Annotated in this window: 17 protein-coding genes; 4 read left to right on the plus strand and 13 right to left on the minus strand. The window is 34.9% G+C overall.

Going from position 1 to position 20,861, the window contains the following annotated elements:
• Positions 1–247: 247 nt before the first annotated feature.
• From FORMB_RS10765 to FORMB_RS10780, 4 genes are all read right to left on the minus strand, one after another.
• On the minus strand, positions 248–1,147 hold the full coding sequence (locus tag FORMB_RS10765; protein ID WP_069677457.1) for a hypothetical protein: 900 nt from the start codon (positions 1,145–1,147) through the stop codon (positions 248–250).
• A gap of 131 nt (positions 1,148–1,278) precedes the next feature.
• A complete protein-coding gene (locus FORMB_RS10770) occupies positions 1,279–2,424 on the minus strand; it encodes a tetratricopeptide repeat protein (RefSeq protein WP_069677458.1) in 1,146 nt (381 codons plus the stop codon).
• 270 nt (positions 2,425–2,694) lie between these two features.
• Positions 2,695–3,126 carry a hypothetical protein gene (locus FORMB_RS10775; protein ID WP_069677459.1) on the minus strand — a complete coding sequence of 144 codons (432 nt, stop codon included), beginning with the start codon at positions 3,124–3,126 and terminating at the stop codon, positions 2,695–2,697.
• A gap of 66 nt (positions 3,127–3,192) precedes the next feature.
• The gene (locus FORMB_RS10780; protein WP_069677460.1) at positions 3,193–5,706 is read right to left on the minus strand and encodes a T9SS type A sorting domain-containing protein; all 2,514 of its coding nucleotides are present in this window, start codon (positions 5,704–5,706) and stop codon (positions 3,193–3,195) included.
• A gap of 330 nt (positions 5,707–6,036) precedes the next feature.
• On the opposite strand from FORMB_RS10780, the gene FORMB_RS10785 reads away from it, so the two are divergent.
• From FORMB_RS10785 to FORMB_RS10800, 4 genes are all read left to right on the plus strand, one after another.
• Positions 6,037–8,952, plus strand: a complete 2,916-nt coding sequence (locus FORMB_RS10785; protein ID WP_069677965.1) for a glycoside hydrolase family 3 N-terminal domain-containing protein — start codon at positions 6,037–6,039, stop codon at positions 8,950–8,952.
• A gap of 2 nt (positions 8,953–8,954) precedes the next feature.
• Positions 8,955–10,091, plus strand: a complete 1,137-nt coding sequence (gene bshA / locus FORMB_RS10790) for an N-acetyl-alpha-D-glucosaminyl L-malate synthase BshA (RefSeq protein ID WP_069677461.1) — start codon at positions 8,955–8,957, stop codon at positions 10,089–10,091.
• A 94-nt stretch (positions 10,092–10,185) separates the two neighbouring features.
• The gene (gene aroC, locus FORMB_RS10795) at positions 10,186–11,250 is read left to right on the plus strand and encodes a chorismate synthase (RefSeq protein WP_069677462.1); all 1,065 of its coding nucleotides are present in this window, start codon (positions 10,186–10,188) and stop codon (positions 11,248–11,250) included.
• Between the two features lie 19 nt (positions 11,251–11,269).
• Positions 11,270–12,592 carry a dicarboxylate/amino acid:cation symporter gene (locus FORMB_RS10800; protein WP_069677463.1) on the plus strand — a complete coding sequence of 441 codons (1,323 nt, stop codon included), beginning with the start codon at positions 11,270–11,272 and terminating at the stop codon, positions 12,590–12,592.
• Between the two features lie 309 nt (positions 12,593–12,901).
• On the opposite strand, the gene FORMB_RS10805 is transcribed toward FORMB_RS10800, so the two are convergent.
• The 9 genes from FORMB_RS10805 to FORMB_RS10840 all read right to left on the minus strand — a co-directional run bounded on the left by FORMB_RS10805 (position 12,902) and on the right by FORMB_RS10840 (position 20,858).
• On the minus strand, positions 12,902–13,324 hold the full coding sequence (locus FORMB_RS10805; RefSeq protein WP_069677464.1) for a type II toxin-antitoxin system VapC family toxin: 423 nt from the start codon (positions 13,322–13,324) through the stop codon (positions 12,902–12,904).
• Complete coding sequence (locus tag FORMB_RS10810) at positions 13,321–13,569, minus strand: DUF6364 family protein (protein ID WP_069677465.1); 249 nt, start codon at positions 13,567–13,569, stop codon at positions 13,321–13,323. The genes FORMB_RS10805 and FORMB_RS10810 overlap by 4 nt, the downstream gene beginning before the upstream one ends.
• Positions 13,570–13,695: 126 nt before the next feature.
• Positions 13,696–13,830: a hypothetical protein gene (locus tag FORMB_RS13285; protein WP_257784854.1), complete on the minus strand. Its 135-nt coding sequence runs from the start codon at positions 13,828–13,830 to the stop codon at positions 13,696–13,698.
• Between the two features lie 332 nt (positions 13,831–14,162).
• On the minus strand, positions 14,163–15,809 hold the full coding sequence (locus FORMB_RS10815) for an SBBP repeat-containing protein (protein ID WP_069677466.1): 1,647 nt from the start codon (positions 15,807–15,809) through the stop codon (positions 14,163–14,165).
• Between the two features lie 128 nt (positions 15,810–15,937).
• On the minus strand, positions 15,938–16,510 hold the full coding sequence (locus FORMB_RS10820; protein ID WP_069677467.1) for a hypothetical protein: 573 nt from the start codon (positions 16,508–16,510) through the stop codon (positions 15,938–15,940).
• Positions 16,507–16,839 carry an STAS-like domain-containing protein gene (locus tag FORMB_RS10825; RefSeq protein WP_069677468.1) on the minus strand — a complete coding sequence of 111 codons (333 nt, stop codon included), beginning with the start codon at positions 16,837–16,839 and terminating at the stop codon, positions 16,507–16,509. The genes FORMB_RS10820 and FORMB_RS10825 overlap by 4 nt, the downstream gene beginning before the upstream one ends.
• Positions 16,827–17,855, minus strand: coding sequence for a hypothetical protein (locus tag FORMB_RS10830; protein ID WP_069677469.1), 1,029 nt, complete (start codon positions 17,853–17,855; stop codon positions 16,827–16,829). Before FORMB_RS10830 ends, FORMB_RS10825 begins: the two co-directional genes overlap by 13 nt.
• Before the next feature lie 119 nt (positions 17,856–17,974).
• Complete coding sequence (locus FORMB_RS10835) at positions 17,975–20,128, minus strand: UvrD-helicase domain-containing protein (protein WP_069677470.1); 2,154 nt, start codon at positions 20,126–20,128, stop codon at positions 17,975–17,977.
• Entirely contained in the window at positions 20,109–20,858 is a 750-nt protein-coding gene (locus FORMB_RS10840) for a hypothetical protein (protein ID WP_069677471.1), read from the minus strand. Before FORMB_RS10840 ends, FORMB_RS10835 begins: the two co-directional genes overlap by 20 nt.
• Positions 20,859–20,861 lie beyond the last annotated feature (3 nt).

Consider the following 20,861-nt stretch of genomic DNA (forward strand, 5'->3'; position numbering starts at 1 on the left):
GGCAGGTTCAGCTTGACAAGAAAAAAAATAGATAACCTCCTTTTAGATAAATTTGAGGATTGATGACTGTTTTATGATTAGTGAGACATTGTCACACTTTTTGTTATTCTATAATCAAACCTTGAATTTGAACAATTTGTGCAATCACTAGTTCTGAATAGGTTTAATACATTAAAGTGAAAGAAATAGTTAGTGTTTTAATGAGTGTCATTTTTATTGATTTTGAATAGAGTTTTAAAGGGCATTCTTATTCTTTAACTTTTTTAAATATTTTTTCTAATGTTGTCTTATATTCCGTGTATATCCAATATGAATCATTCCTTAAAATTGATTCAAGTAACAAATTGTTTTTTTCTTTTTTATATTTTTTCTTTCTAGATAAACAATAAGAATGATATAGAAGTGTTTCAATATATTTATTGATATAGTATTTTTTAAAACTTTCTTTTGGGTTTCTTTTGTCTGTGGTTATTTTAAAATCCTTGAAGTTTAAATCTGAGTATCTATAATATTTCAAGCCATTATATTTAGGATATTTATCTATGTAGCTAAGTGCTTTTTTTAAGTTAGGTGGTTTAGGTACATTAATATAACCCCAAATCATAGTACCAAAGATTCTCATGCTTTTTAAAAAGAATATTCCTTTTTCAGTATCGTTATCTAGATTGTAGTCTTTCAATGTAAAATTAACATCAGACAAATCAAATGGCTTATTTTTATTACCAACAGCTGAGAATAGCATTCCATAATAACAAGAAACTAATTCATAATAGTTTGTTTTTTCATTTTTAAGTGAATCTATAATTACAAAATTGTCTTCTGCTTCAGCTTCGTGCAAGTTCCAGTTAATTCCACGAATAATATATAAATTTTTTAATGTAAGAGTGTCAGCTTTTTTTAAGAATTCTGTTGTTGTTAATTTATTGTTTGATGTAACGATTTCTGAGATAAATCTCTTAGCTTTTAAAAGCTCTTTAGAAGAAATTGAATTAATCTCCTCATAAGTATTAGTCGGAGGGTCACTTCTGAAATGAAAATTTTTATAAATTTTCGCTAATTTTACTAGTCCTTTTTCATAATCTGAGTGTTGACCCAAGATATTCTGTGAAAATGAGATTATTAAGATTAAAATGATTGTTTTTTTCATAGATATTTTATTTAAAAATTTAAAATCAGGGTATTGTACGTCTAACAACTTCGAAACTCAAAAAGTTTTCGAATATGTTGGATTCCTTTATACCTACTATTCCGTAAGGTCTCCAAACTTTGACCCAAGAGCTATATTTTCGATCTTATATATTTCTCAAGCCTCCCTGCTTTTTTTAGTTTCACGAATTTTTCAATTTTTTTATTTTCTCCAATTTTACTTTTATTAAACAAATAAAATTCAATCACGCTTTCAGTACCTGTCAAGTTTGCTTTAAATTTGTTGAATTTTTTTGTTTCCAAAGTATATTTTGACCATCCTGCCATAAAAATCATTAAGCACTCTGAACAATCCAAATACGGAGTTATTTTTTCAGATAATTCGATTGACACATTTGGACTTCCCGACATCCACTGCATTAAAAATGCATTTGTTTCTTTTCTTTTTTCGGGATTAACATCAATGGGTGTTTCAAATAACCAATTATAATCTCTAATAACTTTTTGTTCATACTTAGCGTAATCTTCTTTGGTCACTAAAGTAATTTCAGAGCTATCGGAATTATCGTCAAATAATTCACTCTCTAAGGCAGGATTTAAGTTTACTCCATTTTCTTTAGCTAATAATAAATATTTTTTTGCTTCACTTTTATTGCCACTATGATAATTAATTAAACCCGTTAAATAATAACCTTCACTAAGATAATGTGAATTTGTTTCTTTATAAATTTTAACTACTTTTAATGCGTTTTCCAAGGCCATTTCAAAGCTTAAATTCATCATATATGAATTTGCTAATCCAAAGAAGCCTTCAACATTATTTGGAGAAATCCTTAATATTTCTTTGTATTGCTTTATTGAATTAGCATATTTTTTTTGAATATCAAATACGACGGCTAAATTTTGATGAGCCATAATTCCATCCGGATAAAGCTCAATTGATTTTGAATAGTATTTGATAGCTTTGTCTAATTTTCCAATTCTTCTATAAACTCTTCCTAAATTGTCATAAGATTCTATAAATTGAGAATCTTCTTTTATTGCTTTTAAATAAAATTTTTCAGCGTTAACAAAATCGTTCTTTTCTGAAAAATCAGAAGCCTTTTCAAAATATGATTTTGCTTTAAGTGATTTTGTGCCTTCGTACATTCCTGTAGATGTTGCTGTTATATTGTTTTTCACGCCGTCAGTAACTACAATATCTTTTTTTTTCTTTTGGGAATAACATAATATTGCTAATCCCAAAAATCCTATTGATAAGATTGTTTTTTTATTCATTTCGTATAAATTATGAACAACTCTGTCTAATACATAGAGATGCTCTGAGTTTAAAATTCACAGAAATTTAATATCTTACTTTCGGTACTATCAATTTTGAAGAGTCAGATTTGAGGTCTAAGTCTGTGATAAAAGTAATGAAAAAAATAAGACTTCCAAATATTTTTTACTGCTAAGCTGCTTAAATTTATCAGTTTAGGGAGTTGTTGGTTACACCTTTTTTTTATGGAAAGCGATTTATTTATCTATAAAAATTGTTGTCGGTGTTTGTTATCGTTTTGTTTTTCGTTCCGCTACGAAATTGTCGAGATACATAGTTTTAGCTACTGAACCCTCTATATAGTACAGGCTAATTTCAGCTTGTTGGTTTTTACATTCAGCACCAATAGAGTCCTCTTTGAGAGGGATTTCTAAAATATAATTCCCTTTTTTGGTAATTTTTTCTGAGTAGCTTGCTGACAATTCTTTTTTGAGTAAATAAGAATTGACTTTATAGCATTTCCCTTTTTTAAATACAACGATACTATCAATCTTTATAGTTTTATCTGTATGTACAGAATAGTTTAAAACATAGTTTGTGTATGTTTTTTCAGATTGAAGACCTGGGTAAACAGTTTGCTTAATTTTAGATGTTAATTTTAAAGAAGAATTACAGCCTGAAAAAAGTAAAAGATAGAGTGTGAGAAACAAGGTAGCCTTCATGTGTTATTTAATAACGAATAGAAACTATTGAAGTCGTTTTCACTTCAATAATTTCTATGATAAGTTTTAATTTAAAATTATTTTTTTAGTAATACTTTTATTGTTGTTAGTGAATTTCACAAGATAAAGCCCCTTTGAGAAGGAAGCAAGATTTACGTTTTCTTCAATGGAATTGGTTTTAAGTTCTTTAACAACTGCTCCAATTACATTATAAATTAAGATGGTTGTTTCTCCAGTTAAATTATTGAGTTTAATATTAAAACGCTTGTTTTTTGTTGGGTTTGGGTAAATACTTACTGCGTTTTCAGCTAATTGTTCTTTTTCTATATTTAAAGACGCCGCATCTATTGGAGCTTCCCAAACACCTCTTCCAAAAGTAGCGACTCTTAACTTTTCAGTGGCATAATGAATTTCTAAATCGTAAACAATTACATTAGGTAGTCCAGTTCCTAATTTAACCCAGTCTCCAGCTGTATTCGTTCTGTAATACACTCCTAAATCTGTGGCTAAAAAAAGCTCTCCATCTGTACTAGCTGTTTTGTATCGTATTTGGTGCGTTGGTATGTTTGGCAAAGAACCTGTAATATTAGTCCAATTAGCTCCACTATCTGTAGATTTATAAACTTTTCCAGTCTGATACCCTGAATATGCGATGTATACTTCGCTTGGATTCGTCGGGTGCACTTCTATACTTTTTACATTTCCTACTTGGGGTTTGGTAATTGCTGTCCATGATGTTCCGCCATTAGCTGTTCTTTTTACTAGTCCATTTGTTCCTGAAACATATATGACATCAGCGTTTGAGGGTGCGATAGAAATATACTCTATTGATCCGACTCCAGAGCTTAAGTTCGTCCAAGAATCGCCTCTATTTGTAGATTTATAAATATCCCCAAACCCTCCAAAAATAGTAGTTGGAACTGTTGGGTGAATTTCTAATTCCCATACAAACGGAGCTCCAGAAGGCGTTCCTACATTTTGTGAGTTAACAAACCCGTCCATAGTTCTGGACATTGATCCTGCTTGACTACACGTCCAAGCAATAGTGGAGTTTGAATAATCCCACAAGCCTTCAACGCCATCGCTTCCTGGATTTGCTCCTGTAATTGTTCCTCCATCAAAAACAGCGATATCATTATCTTGTGCCCCCGCTATTAGTTTCCCAGCATTTTGAGGCGTTCCAGAAACATTATAATATTGTGCAATTGCTAATCCAGAAGATAAATCTGTCCATGGGGTGTTTATAGATGCATCTCCTCTAAATATTCCTCCATCGTTAACTGAAAAAGCAGTATTGGTTCCGGGAATAAATTTCATATCATGATGGTCTGAATGTACGTAAAAATAAGGATTTCCTTGTACCCAATACCCATCTAAATATTTTTCCCAAGTGGCCCCTCCGTCAGAAGATCTCCAGCCTTCTATGCCTCCAGCTAAAATTAAATCCTTATTTAAAGGTGAAATTGCAAGTGTCATATCATAACCTCCTTGAGGATTATATCCTGAAATTGTAGAGATGGTTGTCCACGTTGATCCTTGATCAATGGATTTTCTTAGAACTCCATTAGTATCTAAAGTTAATATCAAATCAGTATCGTTTGCTGTCAGTGCTAAGTCTAACCTGCTAGATGAAGGGCTTGATGCTAGAGACCAATTTGCACCATTATTAGTAGAGACATAAAATTTACCCCATATAGATGTTGCATATAAAACACTGTTACTTCCAATCTTATAGGCAATATCATTGAAAGTAGCAGAACTTTCGGTAAACACATCGGTCCAAGTGGTACCCCCATCTGTTGTTCGTTTAATATTGTTTCTTGTGGTTGCGAAAACAGTATTTACATTGTTTGGATCAATCAGTAATTTGCTTATAATATCATTTTGACCAAGAGTAAAAGCAAGACCTGTACTCGCCCAATCATCTCCGCCATTTGTAGATTTAAAAACTCCGATAGACCTATTATGTCTACCATCCCAATCACCAGTTGCTATGTACAAAATATTAGTATTTGTTGGGTTAATCACTATGTCTGAAACCCCAAGGTTTGCGAGATCGTCTCCTTTTGGTGTCCATGTTGTTCCTCCATTTATGGTTTTCCAGATACCGCCAGCAGGACTGCCAACATAAATTGTATTCACATCAGTACCATTAAAAGCGATGGCATTAAGTCTGCCCATTCCTGGATAATAAGGGATAGAAGATGTCGGTAGTGTTGAAGGGCCAATTAAAGTCCAATTAACGGAATTAACATTTCTGCCATTTAAACGTAAATTATTTTGACGTTGTTTTTCGTTTTTCCACGCATTATAAGTATGAGCTGCAGAAATAAATGAACCATCTGCTAGAATTCGATCTTTCCAAAAAGCAGCCCAACGATCAAATTGTTTGACTTGTTTTTTGCTTCTTCTGTCCGTTTGATTTCTTAGCGGAAGTAATCTCGCTTCATTCTCCGCTACAATATCATAATAGTTGGCACTTTCTTGTAATGATGAATTCCGCCAATCGTTGGTTTGTGCAATAGAATTATTAAAAAATAATAGTAAGCTTCCAAATAAAAATAGTAGTTGTTTTTTCATAATATGTTGCTTTAGTATAGGTTTAAAATTTAGTATTAAATAGATATCAGAATTTTTCTAATAATCATTCACAGAAATTTAATATCTTACTTTCGGTACTATAAAGTATTGAAGAGTCCTATTTGAGGTCTAAGTCTGTTATAAAAGTAATAAAATAAATGGAACCGCCAAATAAATCTTAAGGTTAACTTGTTTATATCTATTAATTTAGAGGGTTCGTATTTAGAAAAACAAATCACAAATACTAAATTGCTCTTAAAAACATTCAGTGTTTCTATTAAAAATAGTAACTTGGTATTGGATTTAACTCCACTATTTTTAAAACCATTTATGCGCCATTTTTTTACACTCTTTTGTTTTATTTTTTCGCTCTCACTTTTCGCTCAAGAATCGGCTTCTCCTTTGGACACTTCCGATGTAGAGCTGCAAAAAACATGGGTGGACAGTACTTACAATGCACTTAGCCTGAAAGAAAAAATTGGACAATTGTATATGGTGCAAGTATTTTCTAATCAAGATTTAGCCACCAAAAAAACGATTCTAAACCAAATTACTGCCAATCATATTGGAGGCGTTATCTATTCCAATGGAGGCCCCGTGCGACAAGCCCAACTAAATAATGAGCTACAAGCTGCTTCCAAAATTCCTTTGTTAGTTGGGATGGATGCGGAGTGGGGACTGAGCATGCGTTTGGATTCTACCTATGCTTTTCCATGGAATATGACTTTGGGAGCTGTGAAAAATTTAGACCTCATACGTCAAACCGGTGTTCAAATAGGAGAGCATTGCAAACGGATTGGCGTGCATTTTAACTTTGCCCCCGTAGTGGATATCAATACCAATCCCAAAAATCCAATCATTGGAAATCGCTCTTTTGGAGAAGAAAAAGAAGAAGTCACCAAACGTTCTTTAGCGTTTATGGAAGGGATGCAAAGCGTAGGCGTGTTGGCAAATGCCAAACATTTTCCGGGGCATGGCGATACCAGTTCCGATTCGCACAAGACACTTCCCACAATTAATTTCTCAGCCAAACGCATTGATTCCCTAGAATTATATCCTTACAAACAACTCATTTCAAAAGGACTGTCGTCTGTGATGGTCGCCCATCTTAATGTGCCCAATCTCGATTCAAGACCCGAGTATCCATCCTCTTTATCCTATCCAATTGTCACCGATTTACTAAAAGAAAAATTAGGATTTAAAGGTTTGATTTTTACCGATGCACTGAGTATGAAAGGCGCTTCTAATTTTAGCAGTCCCGGAGAAATAGATTTGCAAGCCTTTTTGGCTGGAAATGATGTGATGCTCATGTCTAATGATGTCACTCAAGGCATAGATGCTTTGCAGAAAGCCGTGGAATCGGGCGTTATTTCAGAAGAGCGTTTAGCCCATTCTGTCAAAAAAATATTAAGTGCCAAATACAAGGTTGGACTGCATCAATTTGAGCCCATCGATACCACCAATTTAGGTGCCGATTTGAATCGCCAAAAAGACGATCTGTTGTATGGGGAATTGATGGAAAATGCAATCACGCTGGTTCAAAATAAGAAAGCTGTTTTGCCACTCAAAAATTTAGAATTACACAAAATTGCCTATGTCAATATGGGCGATACCGATGCAAGCCCGTTTGTCAATACACTCAACAAATACACCCAAGTGGATGTCGTAAATGCCAAAAATTTAGATGCATTGATAACGTCTTTAAGTAACTACAACACCGTGATTGTTGGCTTTCATAAATCCAATGCAAACCCTTGGAAATCGTATCAATTTAGGGATAAGGAACTCGTGTGGCTTTATGAAATAGCACGCACCAACAACGTGATTTTAACCCTGTTTGCAAAACCGTATGCTTTGAATGATTTCAAGACGTTTGAAAACTTTGAAAGCATTCTGATGGCGTATCAAAACAGTCCGATTGCGCAGCAAAAAGCCGCTCAAATTATTTTTGGAGCCTTGCCGGCCAAAGGAATTTTGCCTGTGAGTTGTGGCATCAACTTTAAAGCAGGCGCTGGTTTACCAACCACTTCCTTAAATCGATTGACTTACGGATTGCCAGAATCGGTGGGGATGGATGCAACGCGCTTACAGAAAATTGATTCCATCGCGAACTATGCTATTTCGGAACAAATGACCCCAGGTATTCAATTGTTAGTGGCACGCAAAGGAAAAGTGATTTACGAAAAATCGTTTGGGTACCACACCTATAAAAAAGCATCTGAAGTAAAGTTTAATACCCTTTATGACGTGGCGTCTCTCACTAAAATATTAGCCACACTTCCCTTGCTTATGGAGTTGGTTGATTCAGGAGTGATTGGTTTAGATTCTACCTTAGGCGACTTATTGCCGTCCTATAAAAACACCAATAAAGAAGCCATTACAATTCAGGAGATGCTTTCTCATTTTGCACAACTAAAACCATGGATTCCATTTTATGTATCTACCTTAGACTCTGTTACTCAAAAACCAAACCCTAAGTTTTATAAAGTTAAACCTTCTAATAAATTTCCAATAAAAATAAACGAACAGTTATATCTACGAAAGGATTTTAGGGATAGTATTCAAAATCGAATCATCAATTCAGAATTGCTCGAAGAACAAGAATATCGTTACAGCGACTTACCTTATTATATTTTAAAATCAATTATAGAAAATCATTATAATTTACCACTGGATGCATTGGTACAACAGCATTTTTATAAATCATTAGGGGCTAATTATACAACCTATAAACCGTTAGAGAAGTTTAGTAAATACCAGATCACTCCCACAGAAATAGATGATTATTTTCGATATGATACCGTACATGGATATGTGCATGATATGGGTGCTGCAATGCAAGATGGTGTTGGTGGACACGCAGGTTTATTTAGTAATGCCAATGATGTTGCAAAACTGATGCAAATGTATCTTCAAGAAGGGGTTTATGGAAGGAAACGTTATTTCTCAACAGATACATTTAAGACGTTTAATACCTGTCATTATTGCGATCAAGAAAACCGTCGCGGCATTGGATTTGATAAACCACAATTAGAAGACGAAGGCCCTACCTGTGGTTGTTTGTCGATGACGAGTTTTGGACATTCAGGATTTACGGGAACTTATGCATGGGCAGATCCAGAAGAAGAAATAGTTTATGTATTTTTGGCCAATAGAACGTTTCCGAAATCCGATCCGAATCGGCTTTCACAAGAAAACATTAGAACGGAAATACAACGTTTGATCTACGAATCAATTATAGAATAATTATGAATATAGGCATTGTGTGTTACCCAACCTTTGGAGGAAGTGGTGTTTTGGCAACCGAATTGGGTTTAGAATTATCTCGCAAAGGACATGAGATACATTTCATTACGTACAGTCAACCTGTACGCTTGGAATTATTGAGTTCCAATGTACATTTTCACGAAGTCAACGTGCCAGAATACCCGCTGTTTCATTACCAGCCTTATGAGTTGGCGTTGTCAAGTAAACTAGTGGATATGGTCAAAGTTCATAAAATTGATGTTTTGCATGTGCACTACGCTATTCCGCATGCCTATGCCGCCTATATGGCTAAAAAAATGCTTCACGAAGAAGGCATTGATGTCCCAATTGTTACTACTTTGCACGGCACCGATATTACCTTAGTAGGAAGCCATCCTTTTTATAAAACGGCGGTAACGTTTAGCATCAATAAATCAGATGCGGTGACCTCTGTGTCTCAAAATTTAAAAGAAGATACCCAACGATTATTTAACACCAAAAAAGAGATTAAAGTCGTTCCGAATTTTATCGATATAGATAAATATAAAAACACTTATAAAGACTGTGATCGGGATCTTTTGGCACTTCCTGAGGAACGTGTGATTACCCATGTGAGTAATTTTAGACCTGTCAAACGCATTGCAGATGTGATTGAAATTTTCTATAGAATTCAAAAAGAACTTCCTGCAAAATTAATGATGGTAGGCGAGGGGCCTGAGCGGAAGGAAGCCGAACTGCTTTGTGAAACGTACAAAATAGAAGATAAAGTTGTGTTTTTAGGCAACAGTAGTGAAGTGGATAAAATCTTGTGTTTTAGTGATTTATTTTTATTGCCCTCCCAAACGGAGAGTTTTGGATTGGCGGCTTTAGAAGCCATGGCTTCTGGAGTTCCTGTGATTTCAAGTAATTCTGGAGGCATTCCAGAAGTGAACATTCAAGGGGTTTCTGGATTTTTAAGTCCCGTAGGTGCCATTGATGAAATGGCTCAAAACGCACTAAAAATTCTTAAAGAGGACGCTGTTTTAGATGTATTTAAAAAAGGGGCACAAGCCACGGCGACTAAATTTGATATTCACAAAATTGTTCCTTTTTACGAAGCTATTTATGAAGAAGCGCTCCAAAACTGCATTTCAATTTAATTCGTAAAAAGATTCGACACTTAGTAGCGTTGGAATTTTTGTTTTTATAATAATACAATTACTTTTACATTCTAAAAGACTTAAGGACTAGTATATGGCAGGGAATGCATTTGGATCGATTTTTAAACTGACAACTTTTGGGGAATCTCATGGAACTGCTATTGGCGGTGTGATTGATGGATGCCCTGCGGGAATTACAATTAATTTTGAAGCGATTCAGCTTGAAATGGACCGTCGGAAACCCGGACAATCCAACATTGTGACCCAACGAAAAGAACCGGATACCGTTAAGTTTTTATCTGGAATTTTTGAAGGGATTACTACTGGTACACCTATTGGATTTATCATTGAAAATGCCAATCAAAAATCGAATGATTATACACATATAAAAGACGTGTTTCGTCCGAGTCATGCCGATTATACGTACACCGAAAAATACGGTCAACGCGATTATAGAGGTGGTGGACGCAGTTCGGCAAGAGAGACAGCCTGTCGCGTGGTGGCAGGAGCCATTGCAAAACAATTTCTCAAAACAATTGAAATAAACGCATATACGTCTTCTGTTGGAGACATAGCACTTAACAAATCTTATAAAGATTTAGATTTAGCCAATGCTGAAACAAACGACGTTCGTTGTCCAGATTCAGAAGTGGCTGCAGAAATGATTTCCAAAATAAAAGCCATTCGTAAAGAAGGTGATACTATTGGAGGCGTGATTTCTTGTGTGATAAAAAATGTACCCGTAGGCTTAGGGGAACCCGTGTTTGACCGTTTGCATGCACAGTTAGGAAAAGCGATGCTTTCCATTAATGCGGTGAAAGGATTTCAATACGGTAGTGGATTTGAAGGGACGCAACTCAAAGGAAGTCAGCATAACGATGCTTTTAATGCTGATGGCTCTACCAAAACAAATTTATCGGGTGGCATTCAAGGCGGAATAAGTAATGGGATGGACATCTATTTTGATGTGGCTTTTAAGCCGGTTGCGACAATCATGCAAGCCCAAGACACAATCGATAAGGATGGTAATGTGGTTGAAATGCACGGAAAAGGTCGGCACGATCCTTGTGTAGTACCGCGTGCGGTGCCAATTGTCGAAGCCATGGCTGCCTTGGTTATTGCCGACTTTATGCTGTTAAATCGGCTTAGTAAAGCTTAAAATATAAAAAAACACCCATATGAAATCACTTGCACTACATTGGAAAATATTAATTGGCATGCTATCAGGTGTGACCTTTGGTTTTATAATGCTCGAAGTAGGCGGTGCTGATTTTGTGGCGAGTTGGATCAAACCCATTGGGACGATTTTTGTAAAACTCTTAAAATTAATTGCGGTGCCGCTTATTTTAGCTTCACTGATTAAAGGGATTTCAGATTTAAAAGACATTTCAAAATTTGCGTCTATTGGACTTAAAACCATTATAATCTATGTACTCACCACAGTGATTGCTATTAGTATTGGATTGATTTTGGTGAATACACTAAATCCTGGTGACGGCGTTTCTGCTGAAACCATTTCGAAATTGACTGAAACCTATGCGGACAACAGCAGTGTGCAAGGAAAAATTGCAGAAGCAAGTCGCCAACAAGCCAGTCGTCCTTTGGATTTTCTGGTAGATATGGTACCGGACAATGCCTTTTCTGCTCTGAGTAATAATAAACTGATGTTGCAAGTCATTTTCTTAGCGATGTTTTTAGGGATTTCTCTCTTGTTAGTAGGCGAAAAAAGTGCGAAACCCCTCAAAGATTTCTTTGATTCTTTGAATGATGTCGTCCTAAAAATGGTGGATTTAATCATGCTGACTGCGCCTTTTGCGGTGTTTGCATTGTTGGCCAATGTGGTCGTGTCTTCTGGAGATCCTGAGTTGTTATATGCCCTGTTGTTTTATTCAGGTGTGGTAGTAGGTGGATTAACACTGATGGTTTGCTTTTACCTTGTATTGGTATCGGTGATTACCAAAAGAAATCCACTATGGTTTTTGAAACAAATCAGTCCAGCACAGTTATTAGCATTTTCAACCAGTAGTAGTGCGGCAACGCTTCCTGTGACTATGGAACGTGTGGAAGAACACCTCGGTGTGGATAAAGAAGTGTCTAGTTTTGTGTTGCCCGTAGGCGCGACCATCAATATGGATGGAACCAGTTTATACCAAGCAGTAGCGGCTGTGTTTATAGCCCAAGCCTTGGATTTTGACTTGACGTTTACAGATCAATTAATGATTGTTCTCACAGCGCTTTTAGCGTCTATAGGAAGTGCAGCAGTCCCAGGTGCAGGAATGGTGATGTTGGTAATTGTTCTAGAGTCGGTTGGCTTTCCAGCGGATAAGTTGGCCATTGGATTGGCACTTATTTTTGCAGTGGACCGTCCATTAGACATGTGCCGTACGATGGTAAATGTCACAGGCGATGCCACGGTTTCTATGATAGTGGCAAAGTTTGAAGGCAAACTTCACACCCCAAAATCTAAAGAATGGGATGATCATTTGGAGGAGGTGAAGTAAACTATTTTCAAGAGTCTAACTGATTACGAAAGAGGTATTCTTTATCGTGAGTTTCCTATAATAAAGATATTTTTTACTCTGTATTTCTATTTAGATCTAATAATAATTTTTCATCTTTAAATAAATAAAAAGTTAATTTTAGATTTGAAAAGCATATTTGAAGATATTATATTAAAATGAGGTTTACAATCCCTTAATTTTGTATGTTATTGAAAATTAAATTTTAAAAACAGGATCACTAATTTTTTAAGAAGTTTTTGATTTACTTTAGTTTAAATGCCACACAAAAGAATTGGATTGGGAGTGGGATTATTTTTTAACAAGACTGTTTAGAAACTCATCTGGAGACATCACAGGTAGTAATGATTTTTTAAAATCTTTTCCGTTTCTAGTAATGATTAATTCACAACCAGATTCGATAGCACTAAAATATTGAAGCGCATCTTCAAAATCCTTAAATGATGAATTTAAGCCTTTTTCAATAGTTTGTGCATCAAGAGAACAAATTTCACTTATAACATTGAACTTCCTCAGTTTTTCTCGAGCCTTTTTAGAGTTTTCAAATTTTGATAGAAAATAATTCAAGGTTGCATATGAAATAGGAGAAACCACTAAAGTTAAAACTTCTTTTTCCCCTAAGGATGCTATTTTAGCAATGGACTCATAGAAAGGTTTACGCTCCCCCAAAAGGTCTAACATTACATTTGTATCTATAAAAATTCTTTTACTCATTGATATTTCTCTATTAAGTAATCAGAGTAAACTTCTTTATCATCTAAATCAGCAGGAATGTTAATCCCTGTTGCCATACTTTTTACAAAAGGAGATATTTCAAAATCCGTTTTATTTTTTTCAGACGTTAGCGACTGCAGATAAGCCTCAATAATTCTAGATAAACTCATTTTTTTATCAGAAGCATATTTTTTTGCATTCTCAATAATTTCCTGATTTAACTTTAATGTTAGTTTAGTATCCATAAAATTAATTTATACGTACAAATATAATAATTAAAGCCGTGCAAACCGATTTTAGAGCAGGATTTTTTGGATGCACGGTAATGAGTCGTTCATCCATTTCCAATAAGGGAATGTTCCGTCTACTTATTACTGGCAAACAAAAATCTGTTTTTCCGATTGATCATTAAATGCTTCTTCTTCAAAACCTCCAAACTTATGAATCACATTAAAACCGCTCCATTCAAGATAGGAATCTAATTCTTGAGGAAAAAACAATCGCATGTCCAAATTTTGAATCGAATCAAACACCCCATTTCATAAGTGACACTACAATGTGCTAACATTTGTCCAACTGTCATCTTTCCCCATTTCGGTTTAGAATTTGGATTCAGTAAATTTATTCGTCCGATAATTTCTTCTGAAACGGTTTTGTCAAATACGTCTTTCATTTTCTTTAAGTTCGTTTTCAGCTTGTTGCCAACGGTTTTGTGTATGGTTAGTTGCGTGATTAAGCAACTAATTTAGTAAACAAAAACGAGCGCGAGAAAATTCCGAAGGAATTTTCCAAGTAGGCAACGACCAAAGCAATTAATTATACACGGTGTTAGCAAATGTTATTTTTTTACAATCTTAATTATCTGTTGGCTATTCTGCGTTTTTATAGTTAAGAAATAGATTCCTTTTGTATTTGGTAATTCAAGGTTTTTGTTAATTATGGAACTATAAGTTTGTATTTTAATTATTTTTCCTAAAACATCAGTAATAATAAACTGAACATTATTTACTATTCGACTAAAATTGATGTTTATTATACCTTCCGAAGGGTTAGGGTAAGCAATTACTTTAATTTTATTACTAATCTCTTGTACTCCTAAATTACTTTGACTCATTTTCTGAACAAAGACATCATAATTTCCTAATGAAATTAAGTCATTAGTGCCCAAATCAGGGTCAAAATCTACTGTGCCATTAAACCCTCCTACAGTATAAATGTTTTCGGAAGTATCTACAGCTATTGATATACCAGAATCGCTATTACTTCCTCCAAAGGATTTTGCCCAAATTGAATTGCCATTTGTATCCATTTTCTGAACAAAGACATCCCCAGCTCCTTCAGATGTTAAGTTGTTGATTCCAGTACCAGGATCAAAATCTACAGTTCCATAAAAATAACCTATCAGATAAAGGTCTCCAGAAGCACCTATAACTATTGAGGTACTACCATCTAGATTAGCTCCTCCAAAGGATTTTGCCCAAATAAAATTTCCATTTGCATCCATTTTCTGAACAAAGACATCCCTACTTCCTGATGCTGTCAAGTTACTTATTGACGTTCCTGAATCAAAATCAACAATGCCTTCAAAATATCCTGTAGTATATACATTTCCAGAAGCGTCTGTAATTATTGAACTACCACCTTCATGATCATCTCCTGCAAGGGATTTTGCCCAAAGGAAATTCCCATTTGCATCCATTTTCTGAACAAAGACATCATCATATCCATTTCCTCCTGTTAAGATACTAATCCCTGATCCAGGATCAAAATCTCCTGAACCTCGAAAATATCCTGTAGTATATACATTTCCAGAAATATCTAAAGCTATAGATTTCCCTTCACTATATCCATTTCCTCCAAATGATTTTGCCCAAAGAAAATTACCGTTGGTATCCAACTTCTGTACAAAAATACCTCTAGTCCCAAACGCTGTTAAGTTGCTTATCCCTGTTCCCGGATCAAAATCAACAGTACCTTGAAAATATCCTGTAGTGTATACATTTCCAGAAGTATCAACAACTATTGAGAAACCAATGCATATTAAAGATGATTCTAAAAAAATTTCCCAAAGGATATTGCCATTGGTGTCCATTTTCTGCACAAAAACATTTCCATTAAATTCTCCTGTTATATAGACATTGTTAGAAGTATCCAAAGCTATTGAGTAACCAATATTATCACTAAAGGAAGACCCTCCTAAAGATTTTGCCCATTGAAAATTGCCATTTGCATCCAACTTCTGTACAAAAATACCTTCATCCCCTGACGATGTTAAGTTGCTTATTCCAGTTCCTGGGTCAAAATCTACAGTACCTTGAAAAAAACCTGTAGTATACACATTTCCCAAAGCGTCAACAGCTATTGAGTAACCAATATCATTATTTATTTCTCCAAAAGATTTTGCCCATTCAAATGTTTGAGCATTTATTGTATTGAATCCTAAAAATAGAATTGTAAAAAAGAGTACTTTTAAATTTGTTTTCATCTTAATTTTTTGTTTTCGGTATGCTAATATTTGCTAACGGTTGGGCTATGCGCAGTGTCCGGAAGGGCATTGCGTATAGGTGTTGTTGTGCGTTCGTGCTTTACTTTTCATATTTTCCTCTTCTAAGGTTACAATCCATTTACCTTAAATATTAATACACACAGTGCTTTATCAAATCGGTGGTAAATTTTTTCCTCTTCTTTTTTGTCGAGAATGGAGTACTTGAATCCTTTTTTTTGAAAGTCACCTCCTGTAACCATTTTTCGATATTGAAAACGACAACTCTTTATCTCATCAAAGTCATCCTTAAACTTGTTCTTTCCACAATGATCAGAAAGAGTAATAATAGTGTCAAGTTCGTTAGAGATAGTTGTAAATAGACTTATCAGTTGGTATGTGTTTGCAGTTGAAACGGCCTGTTTTTGAACGCATTCTGCAACGGTGTGATTCACAATTCGAATAGTTCCTTGCAAGGCCTCAACTTTGCGAATAATTACATCTTTCTCGCTTCTCTTGTTATGCATGTTTCGCTCAAGAAAAATCGGGATGTAGACAGCAAGAAAAATTGTGACAAGCAAAGTTGCCAATCCAACTACATCAATTTTGTCTTCAAATGAAAAGAGCGGGTAATAATGCTGTAATCCCATTCCGATTACAACACCAACAATTACCAGTATAACTCCAATAATGTAGCGTATCATTTTTCGTTGGCTTCTTTAATGTACTCGATAATGTCATCTTCTAGGAACGGATCATCATCTGATTTGAATTCTAGGTTGGCCAGCACGATTTTGGATTCCTTGTACTCCCTTGCAAGACCACCAAAGGCAGCTTCAAGAAAAGAAGTTGCATAGCCTGCCGTACCATCAAGGTCGATTAACAATTTTTTCTTCTCCGTGAGTGCTTGCTTAAATTTTGGTAGGAGAATCTTTTCCAAAAACTCTTCTCCAGGGAAATCGCCTTCAATTTCCTCCCGTACACCAGGAATCGTAGTGTAGTCGTTTGCTATTTTAATAATTAACTTGTCCATCTGTTTGTGTTGTTTAGTTCCCAATAAAGAAATGTTCCACTAAATTCTTTTGATAGTCTTTCAAATTTGTCTGTGCTCAAATCAGCCTTCACATCATTCGAAATAATTTTAAGATTGCTGTAGTAATTGCGTTCAAGGCCTCTGTATATGTTTGGTAATCCCTTACCTCTATAAGGGATCTTAGTGCTTGACATTTTTCGGCCACTGATGATTTCTTTCAATACATCACGGTTGTCTGTGATACCAAAGAAGGATGTTAGTTTGTCACGGAATCCACTCATTTTTGAAGACTTAAAGATTCCAACTCCCATATCAATGAAAGCAAAAGATACCTTGTTATGAGCTTGGTCGTGATACACTGTGAGCCACCAAGTTTCCTGCCCTACTTGTTGGGGTTTAGCATGATAGCAGGTATTTGCCATGCATTCCATTAATGCACTATAAATACCCATACATCTTGCCTCTTGTCCAAATACGATTTTTGTTGCTCGTTTTATCAATTCATTGGCAATACCGCCTTCTGCTTTCTTATTCTGTCGAGTAAGAATGTAATTCTTGTGTTCGCTATCTGAACTACTTGCACCAAAAACACCGCTTTCCTGAAATATCTTCCTCAATTCTTCATCTCTAGGGTAGTTGCCTTTAATCGGAACTCCTTTGGTTATTGCAGGATTCTTTACAATCGCTAGTAAAAGGACAATAGCATCATTTGTCAAGTTGGTAATGTCCTTTAGGTTAATTAAAACCGGCTTTCTGTGATTAATCTTTTCTCGAATTCTTTCTAGATACGCTAAAACGGCAACCGTATTCTCTACAAATGAAAAATTCGAAGGTGCATGCAAACTCTCAAATTGGCTGATTATCCTTCTTTCACGTTGTTCTGCGATTGGAACCCCATCTGTTGCTCTTCTCTTTGCTTTGGCTTTTTCTTTACTCAATAGCTGTTGCTTCAAACGATCTTTTGCCCGTTTGGTATTGCGCTTTTTATACTCAGCTGTTGTGTAAAGTTTCTTCATTTAAATTTCACTTCCTGTCTAGGCTTAGCTTGTTCTTTTTTGTATGACGCACAACGGTCTTTGTAAAATGCGTTTTAATGCATCTTTACATATTGTTAGCTGCTGGTTTTTGTTTTTTTTTATTCATTTAGTTTTTGTTCGTCTCCGCAATATGGACAGAAAGCGAAGCCTTCGTCCAAGCGGTTGCTACATTTTGAGCAAAGCGTTATTTCCTCAATTACAGACTTAAATGGAATACTAGTCTTGAAAGTAAAATTATCTGGAATCTCTTTTAGAAAACTCGATTCATTTCCTTTTTCTGTAATAAGAAACAGGTCGTCTTTTGCTCTTGTGATTGCTACATAAAAAAGTCGTCTTTCTTCTTCAAGTAACAGGTCGTGATTCGATTCTTTGATAACTTGATAAATTCTGTCCTCCATCCAAATGTCAGGAAATCCTCCACCTCCTTCTGTCAAACCGATAATAAAGACTGCTTTTGCTTCAAGTCCTTTTGAAGCGTGAATTGTTTTGCCTGAAACAAATACTCGTTCTTGTTTGAATCTTTCAAAATATGGACTGTACATTTTACTTCTGCGATAGAGAAATAGAATATCCTCTTTCGTGTAGCCTTTTTCTTTTAGCTTGTGTACTTGGTCAAGCACATATTCAATGTTTTCAGCTTCATTTTTCCCTGAATATATGTGAATCTTGCTACTTGACTTTTTATTGGACTGAACATTTTTATTTACCTTGAATTTGTTATGCTTGATTACTTCATTACTTGCACCAACAATATGTTCGGTGCTTCTGTAATTCATACTCAATTTTATAGTTTCGGAATCCTTAAAATGCTTCTTGAAATTTACAATGTAATCTACATTTGAACCTCTGAATCCATATATGCTTTGCCAATCATCTCCAACGCAGAAAAGTTGGTTTTTAGCTGTCAACAGAAGTTTAATTAATTCCACTTGCAGGTTGTTTACATCTTGAAATTCATCTACTAGAATATATTCATATTTACCTCTGAACTTATCTGCTATTTCATTATGATTTTTAAATAGCGAAATGGTCTTTGTAATCATATCGTTGAAGTCGAGATATGATTTGTTGGTGCAATACGATTGATATTGTTCTATTGCAGGAATGGCAAGTTTGTAAAAATCTCTAACTCGTTCGTGTTGGTCTTTTTGTGATTGTTCTAAAACCATTTTTGTTGGTATATTCTCCACTTTTATCATATCAATTACACGCATAGTTTGGCGTAAAAAGTCTTTTACTTCTTTGTGGTAAGAGTTAAATTCCTCCTCAAAAGACAGGGCAGTAGAGAAGTGGTAATTTGAAGGAAGTCTATTTTTTACAATTCGCTCTAAAACCAAATTAAACAGCGCTGTATCTTTTGTTTGGTGCTCAAATGTTTTTACAAGTAGTTTGTTTGCTTTGTTAAACTGTTGTTCTTTGCCTTTAGTTGGATAACTTTTTTGGCTTACGTGTTCTAAGTACAGATTGGCTTCTGGAATGAAAAAATCTGGTCTAAAATCAAAATCTCTGAAATTCACATTAGGTTCATACTCGAACTTGATACTGTGGCGATAAAGCCAATCAGCAATATATTGTTCAGATTTTGAACGAACCTTAGTTCCGTTTAATGTTGTGTAAAATTTACCGTCCTTAGGTAAGGAAAGACGTTTGTCTTTTTCAATGTGGATTTTATCAATCATATAATCCAAAATGTATCTTTTCAAGTTGAGCAGATACTCGTTGGATTCGCAGTTTTCGATTAGAATTTTATGAATGACTTCAAAAGCTGTTTCGGTAGCCGAATACTTTGCAAATTCATCATCTGTAGCTTTTGTATCTCCAATAATTTTGAATTTGTTGTCAAATTCATTTACTCCAAAATTTCGGATAATGCCGTAGCAAAGACTATGAAAAGTCTTGAGCGTTAGGTTATCAATCCATTTGTACTTCTTGGTGAAAAAGTATCGTTCTGTATCTTTTTCTTTTGCAGTTCGATTTTTGTTTGCTAAAATTTCGACATATTCTTCTGTATCATCTGCTGAAATAATAAGCCTATCAAGCATTTCATTAGCGGCATTTTTAGTAAAAGTGATTGCCAAAATGTTGCTTGGATTTACTCCCTTTTCTTCAATGAGATAAATTAGCTTTTGAAGTAAGGTTTTCGTTTTTCCCGAACCTGCTCCTGCAAGTACAAGAAGTCTTTTACATTCAGAAACTACAGCTTGTCTCTGTTTTTCATTCAGTCCACTTAAATCAGTTTTGGTTTCCGTCATCTTTCAGATTTTGAGATTCATAAATTAGTCTTTGTCCATTAGATTCTATTGAGCCTTTCCCTCTTTGGAAGCATTCAGAAAGTAGGTCAAGGTCATTTGTGTATTTGATAGCTTTGTTTAGAAGCTCTTTTTCCATATCAGTCCAAGATTCGTATGCTCTTGGGTGATTGATTCTTGCAATCTGAACGTATTCAGAAAGGTTTTCGGTCTTTTGAATTCCTAATTGGTCAACCTTTTCTTTTAGCTGATTAACAGCTTTTTCGGTGAGCTTATTGAATGTTTCTTTTTGAAAAAAGTCAATTTCCTTGTAAGGGTTGTTTTTTCGATTGTTTCTGTTGGTCAAGTTGTTGTCTGAAAGATATTGAGTGAAAAAATCTAAAAGCTGTCCTTTTTGGTAGAGATTCCGATACTTTCCATAGAGTTGATTTGAAACAAGAGTTTCATTTTTGAATTTCCTTGTCCCAAGGAAGAAGCCAACTAATTTATTGGAAGTAGGGTTTTGCTCTTTTTCTTTAAATAAGTCAATTACGTTTTTAATTTCCAAATCGTCAATCTCAATTTCTGAAACTGGTTGTGGTTGATTTGTTTTTAGGTAGTCAATAGCAATTTGTAATGCTCGGATAACATCACGTTCATTTAAGACACTTTCATTGTCAATCATTTCTCCTGTTGTGGGTGAACAACCTGAGACAAGGGCTTCTAATATTTCTATGGTTCTATTTATATCCATTCG

It is taken from the genome of Formosa sp. Hel1_33_131, from assembly GCF_001735745.1.
Lineage (GTDB): Bacteria > Bacteroidota > Bacteroidia > Flavobacteriales > Flavobacteriaceae > Hel1-33-131.

Excerpts from the sequence above, each read along its gene's own strand:
- FORMB_RS10775 (WP_069677459.1), bottom strand. The coding sequence starts at position 3,126 with ATGAAGGCTACCTTGTTTCTCACACTCTATCTTTTACTTTTTTCAGGC.
- FORMB_RS10805 (WP_069677464.1), bottom strand. The coding sequence starts at position 13,324 with ATGAGTAAAAGAATTTTTATAGATACAAATGTAATGTTAGACCTTTTG.
- FORMB_RS10770 (WP_069677458.1), bottom strand. The coding sequence starts at position 2,424 with ATGAATAAAAAAACAATCTTATCAATAGGATTTTTGGGATTAGCAATA.
- FORMB_RS10765 (WP_069677457.1), bottom strand. The coding sequence starts at position 1,147 with ATGAAAAAAACAATCATTTTAATCTTAATAATCTCATTTTCACAGAAT.
- FORMB_RS10830 (WP_069677469.1), bottom strand. The coding sequence starts at position 17,855 with ATGAAGAAACTTTACACAACAGCTGAGTATAAAAAGCGCAATACCAAA.
- FORMB_RS10810 (WP_069677465.1), bottom strand. The coding sequence starts at position 13,569 with ATGGATACTAAACTAACATTAAAGTTAAATCAGGAAATTATTGAGAAT.
- FORMB_RS10815 (WP_069677466.1), bottom strand. The coding sequence starts at position 15,809 with ATGAAAACAAATTTAAAAGTACTCTTTTTTACAATTCTATTTTTAGGA.
- FORMB_RS10820 (WP_069677467.1), bottom strand. The coding sequence starts at position 16,510 with ATGATACGCTACATTATTGGAGTTATACTGGTAATTGTTGGTGTTGTA.
- FORMB_RS10825 (WP_069677468.1), bottom strand. The coding sequence starts at position 16,839 with ATGGACAAGTTAATTATTAAAATAGCAAACGACTACACTACGATTCCT.
- bshA (WP_069677461.1), top strand. The coding sequence starts at position 8,955 with ATGAATATAGGCATTGTGTGTTACCCAACCTTTGGAGGAAGTGGTGTT.
- FORMB_RS10835 (WP_069677470.1), bottom strand. The coding sequence starts at position 20,128 with ATGACGGAAACCAAAACTGATTTAAGTGGACTGAATGAAAAACAGAGA.
- FORMB_RS13285 (WP_257784854.1), bottom strand. The coding sequence starts at position 13,830 with ATGCGATTGTTTTTTCCTCAAGAATTAGATTCCTATCTTGAATGGAGC.
- FORMB_RS10785 (WP_069677965.1), top strand. The coding sequence starts at position 6,037 with ATGCGCCATTTTTTTACACTCTTTTGTTTTATTTTTTCGCTCTCACTT.
- FORMB_RS10780 (WP_069677460.1), bottom strand. The coding sequence starts at position 5,706 with ATGAAAAAACAACTACTATTTTTATTTGGAAGCTTACTATTATTTTTT.
- FORMB_RS10840 (WP_069677471.1), bottom strand. The coding sequence starts at position 20,858 with ATGGATATAAATAGAACCATAGAAATATTAGAAGCCCTTGTCTCAGGT.
- aroC (WP_069677462.1), top strand. The coding sequence starts at position 10,186 with ATGGCAGGGAATGCATTTGGATCGATTTTTAAACTGACAACTTTTGGG.
- FORMB_RS10800 (WP_069677463.1), top strand. The coding sequence starts at position 11,270 with ATGAAATCACTTGCACTACATTGGAAAATATTAATTGGCATGCTATCA.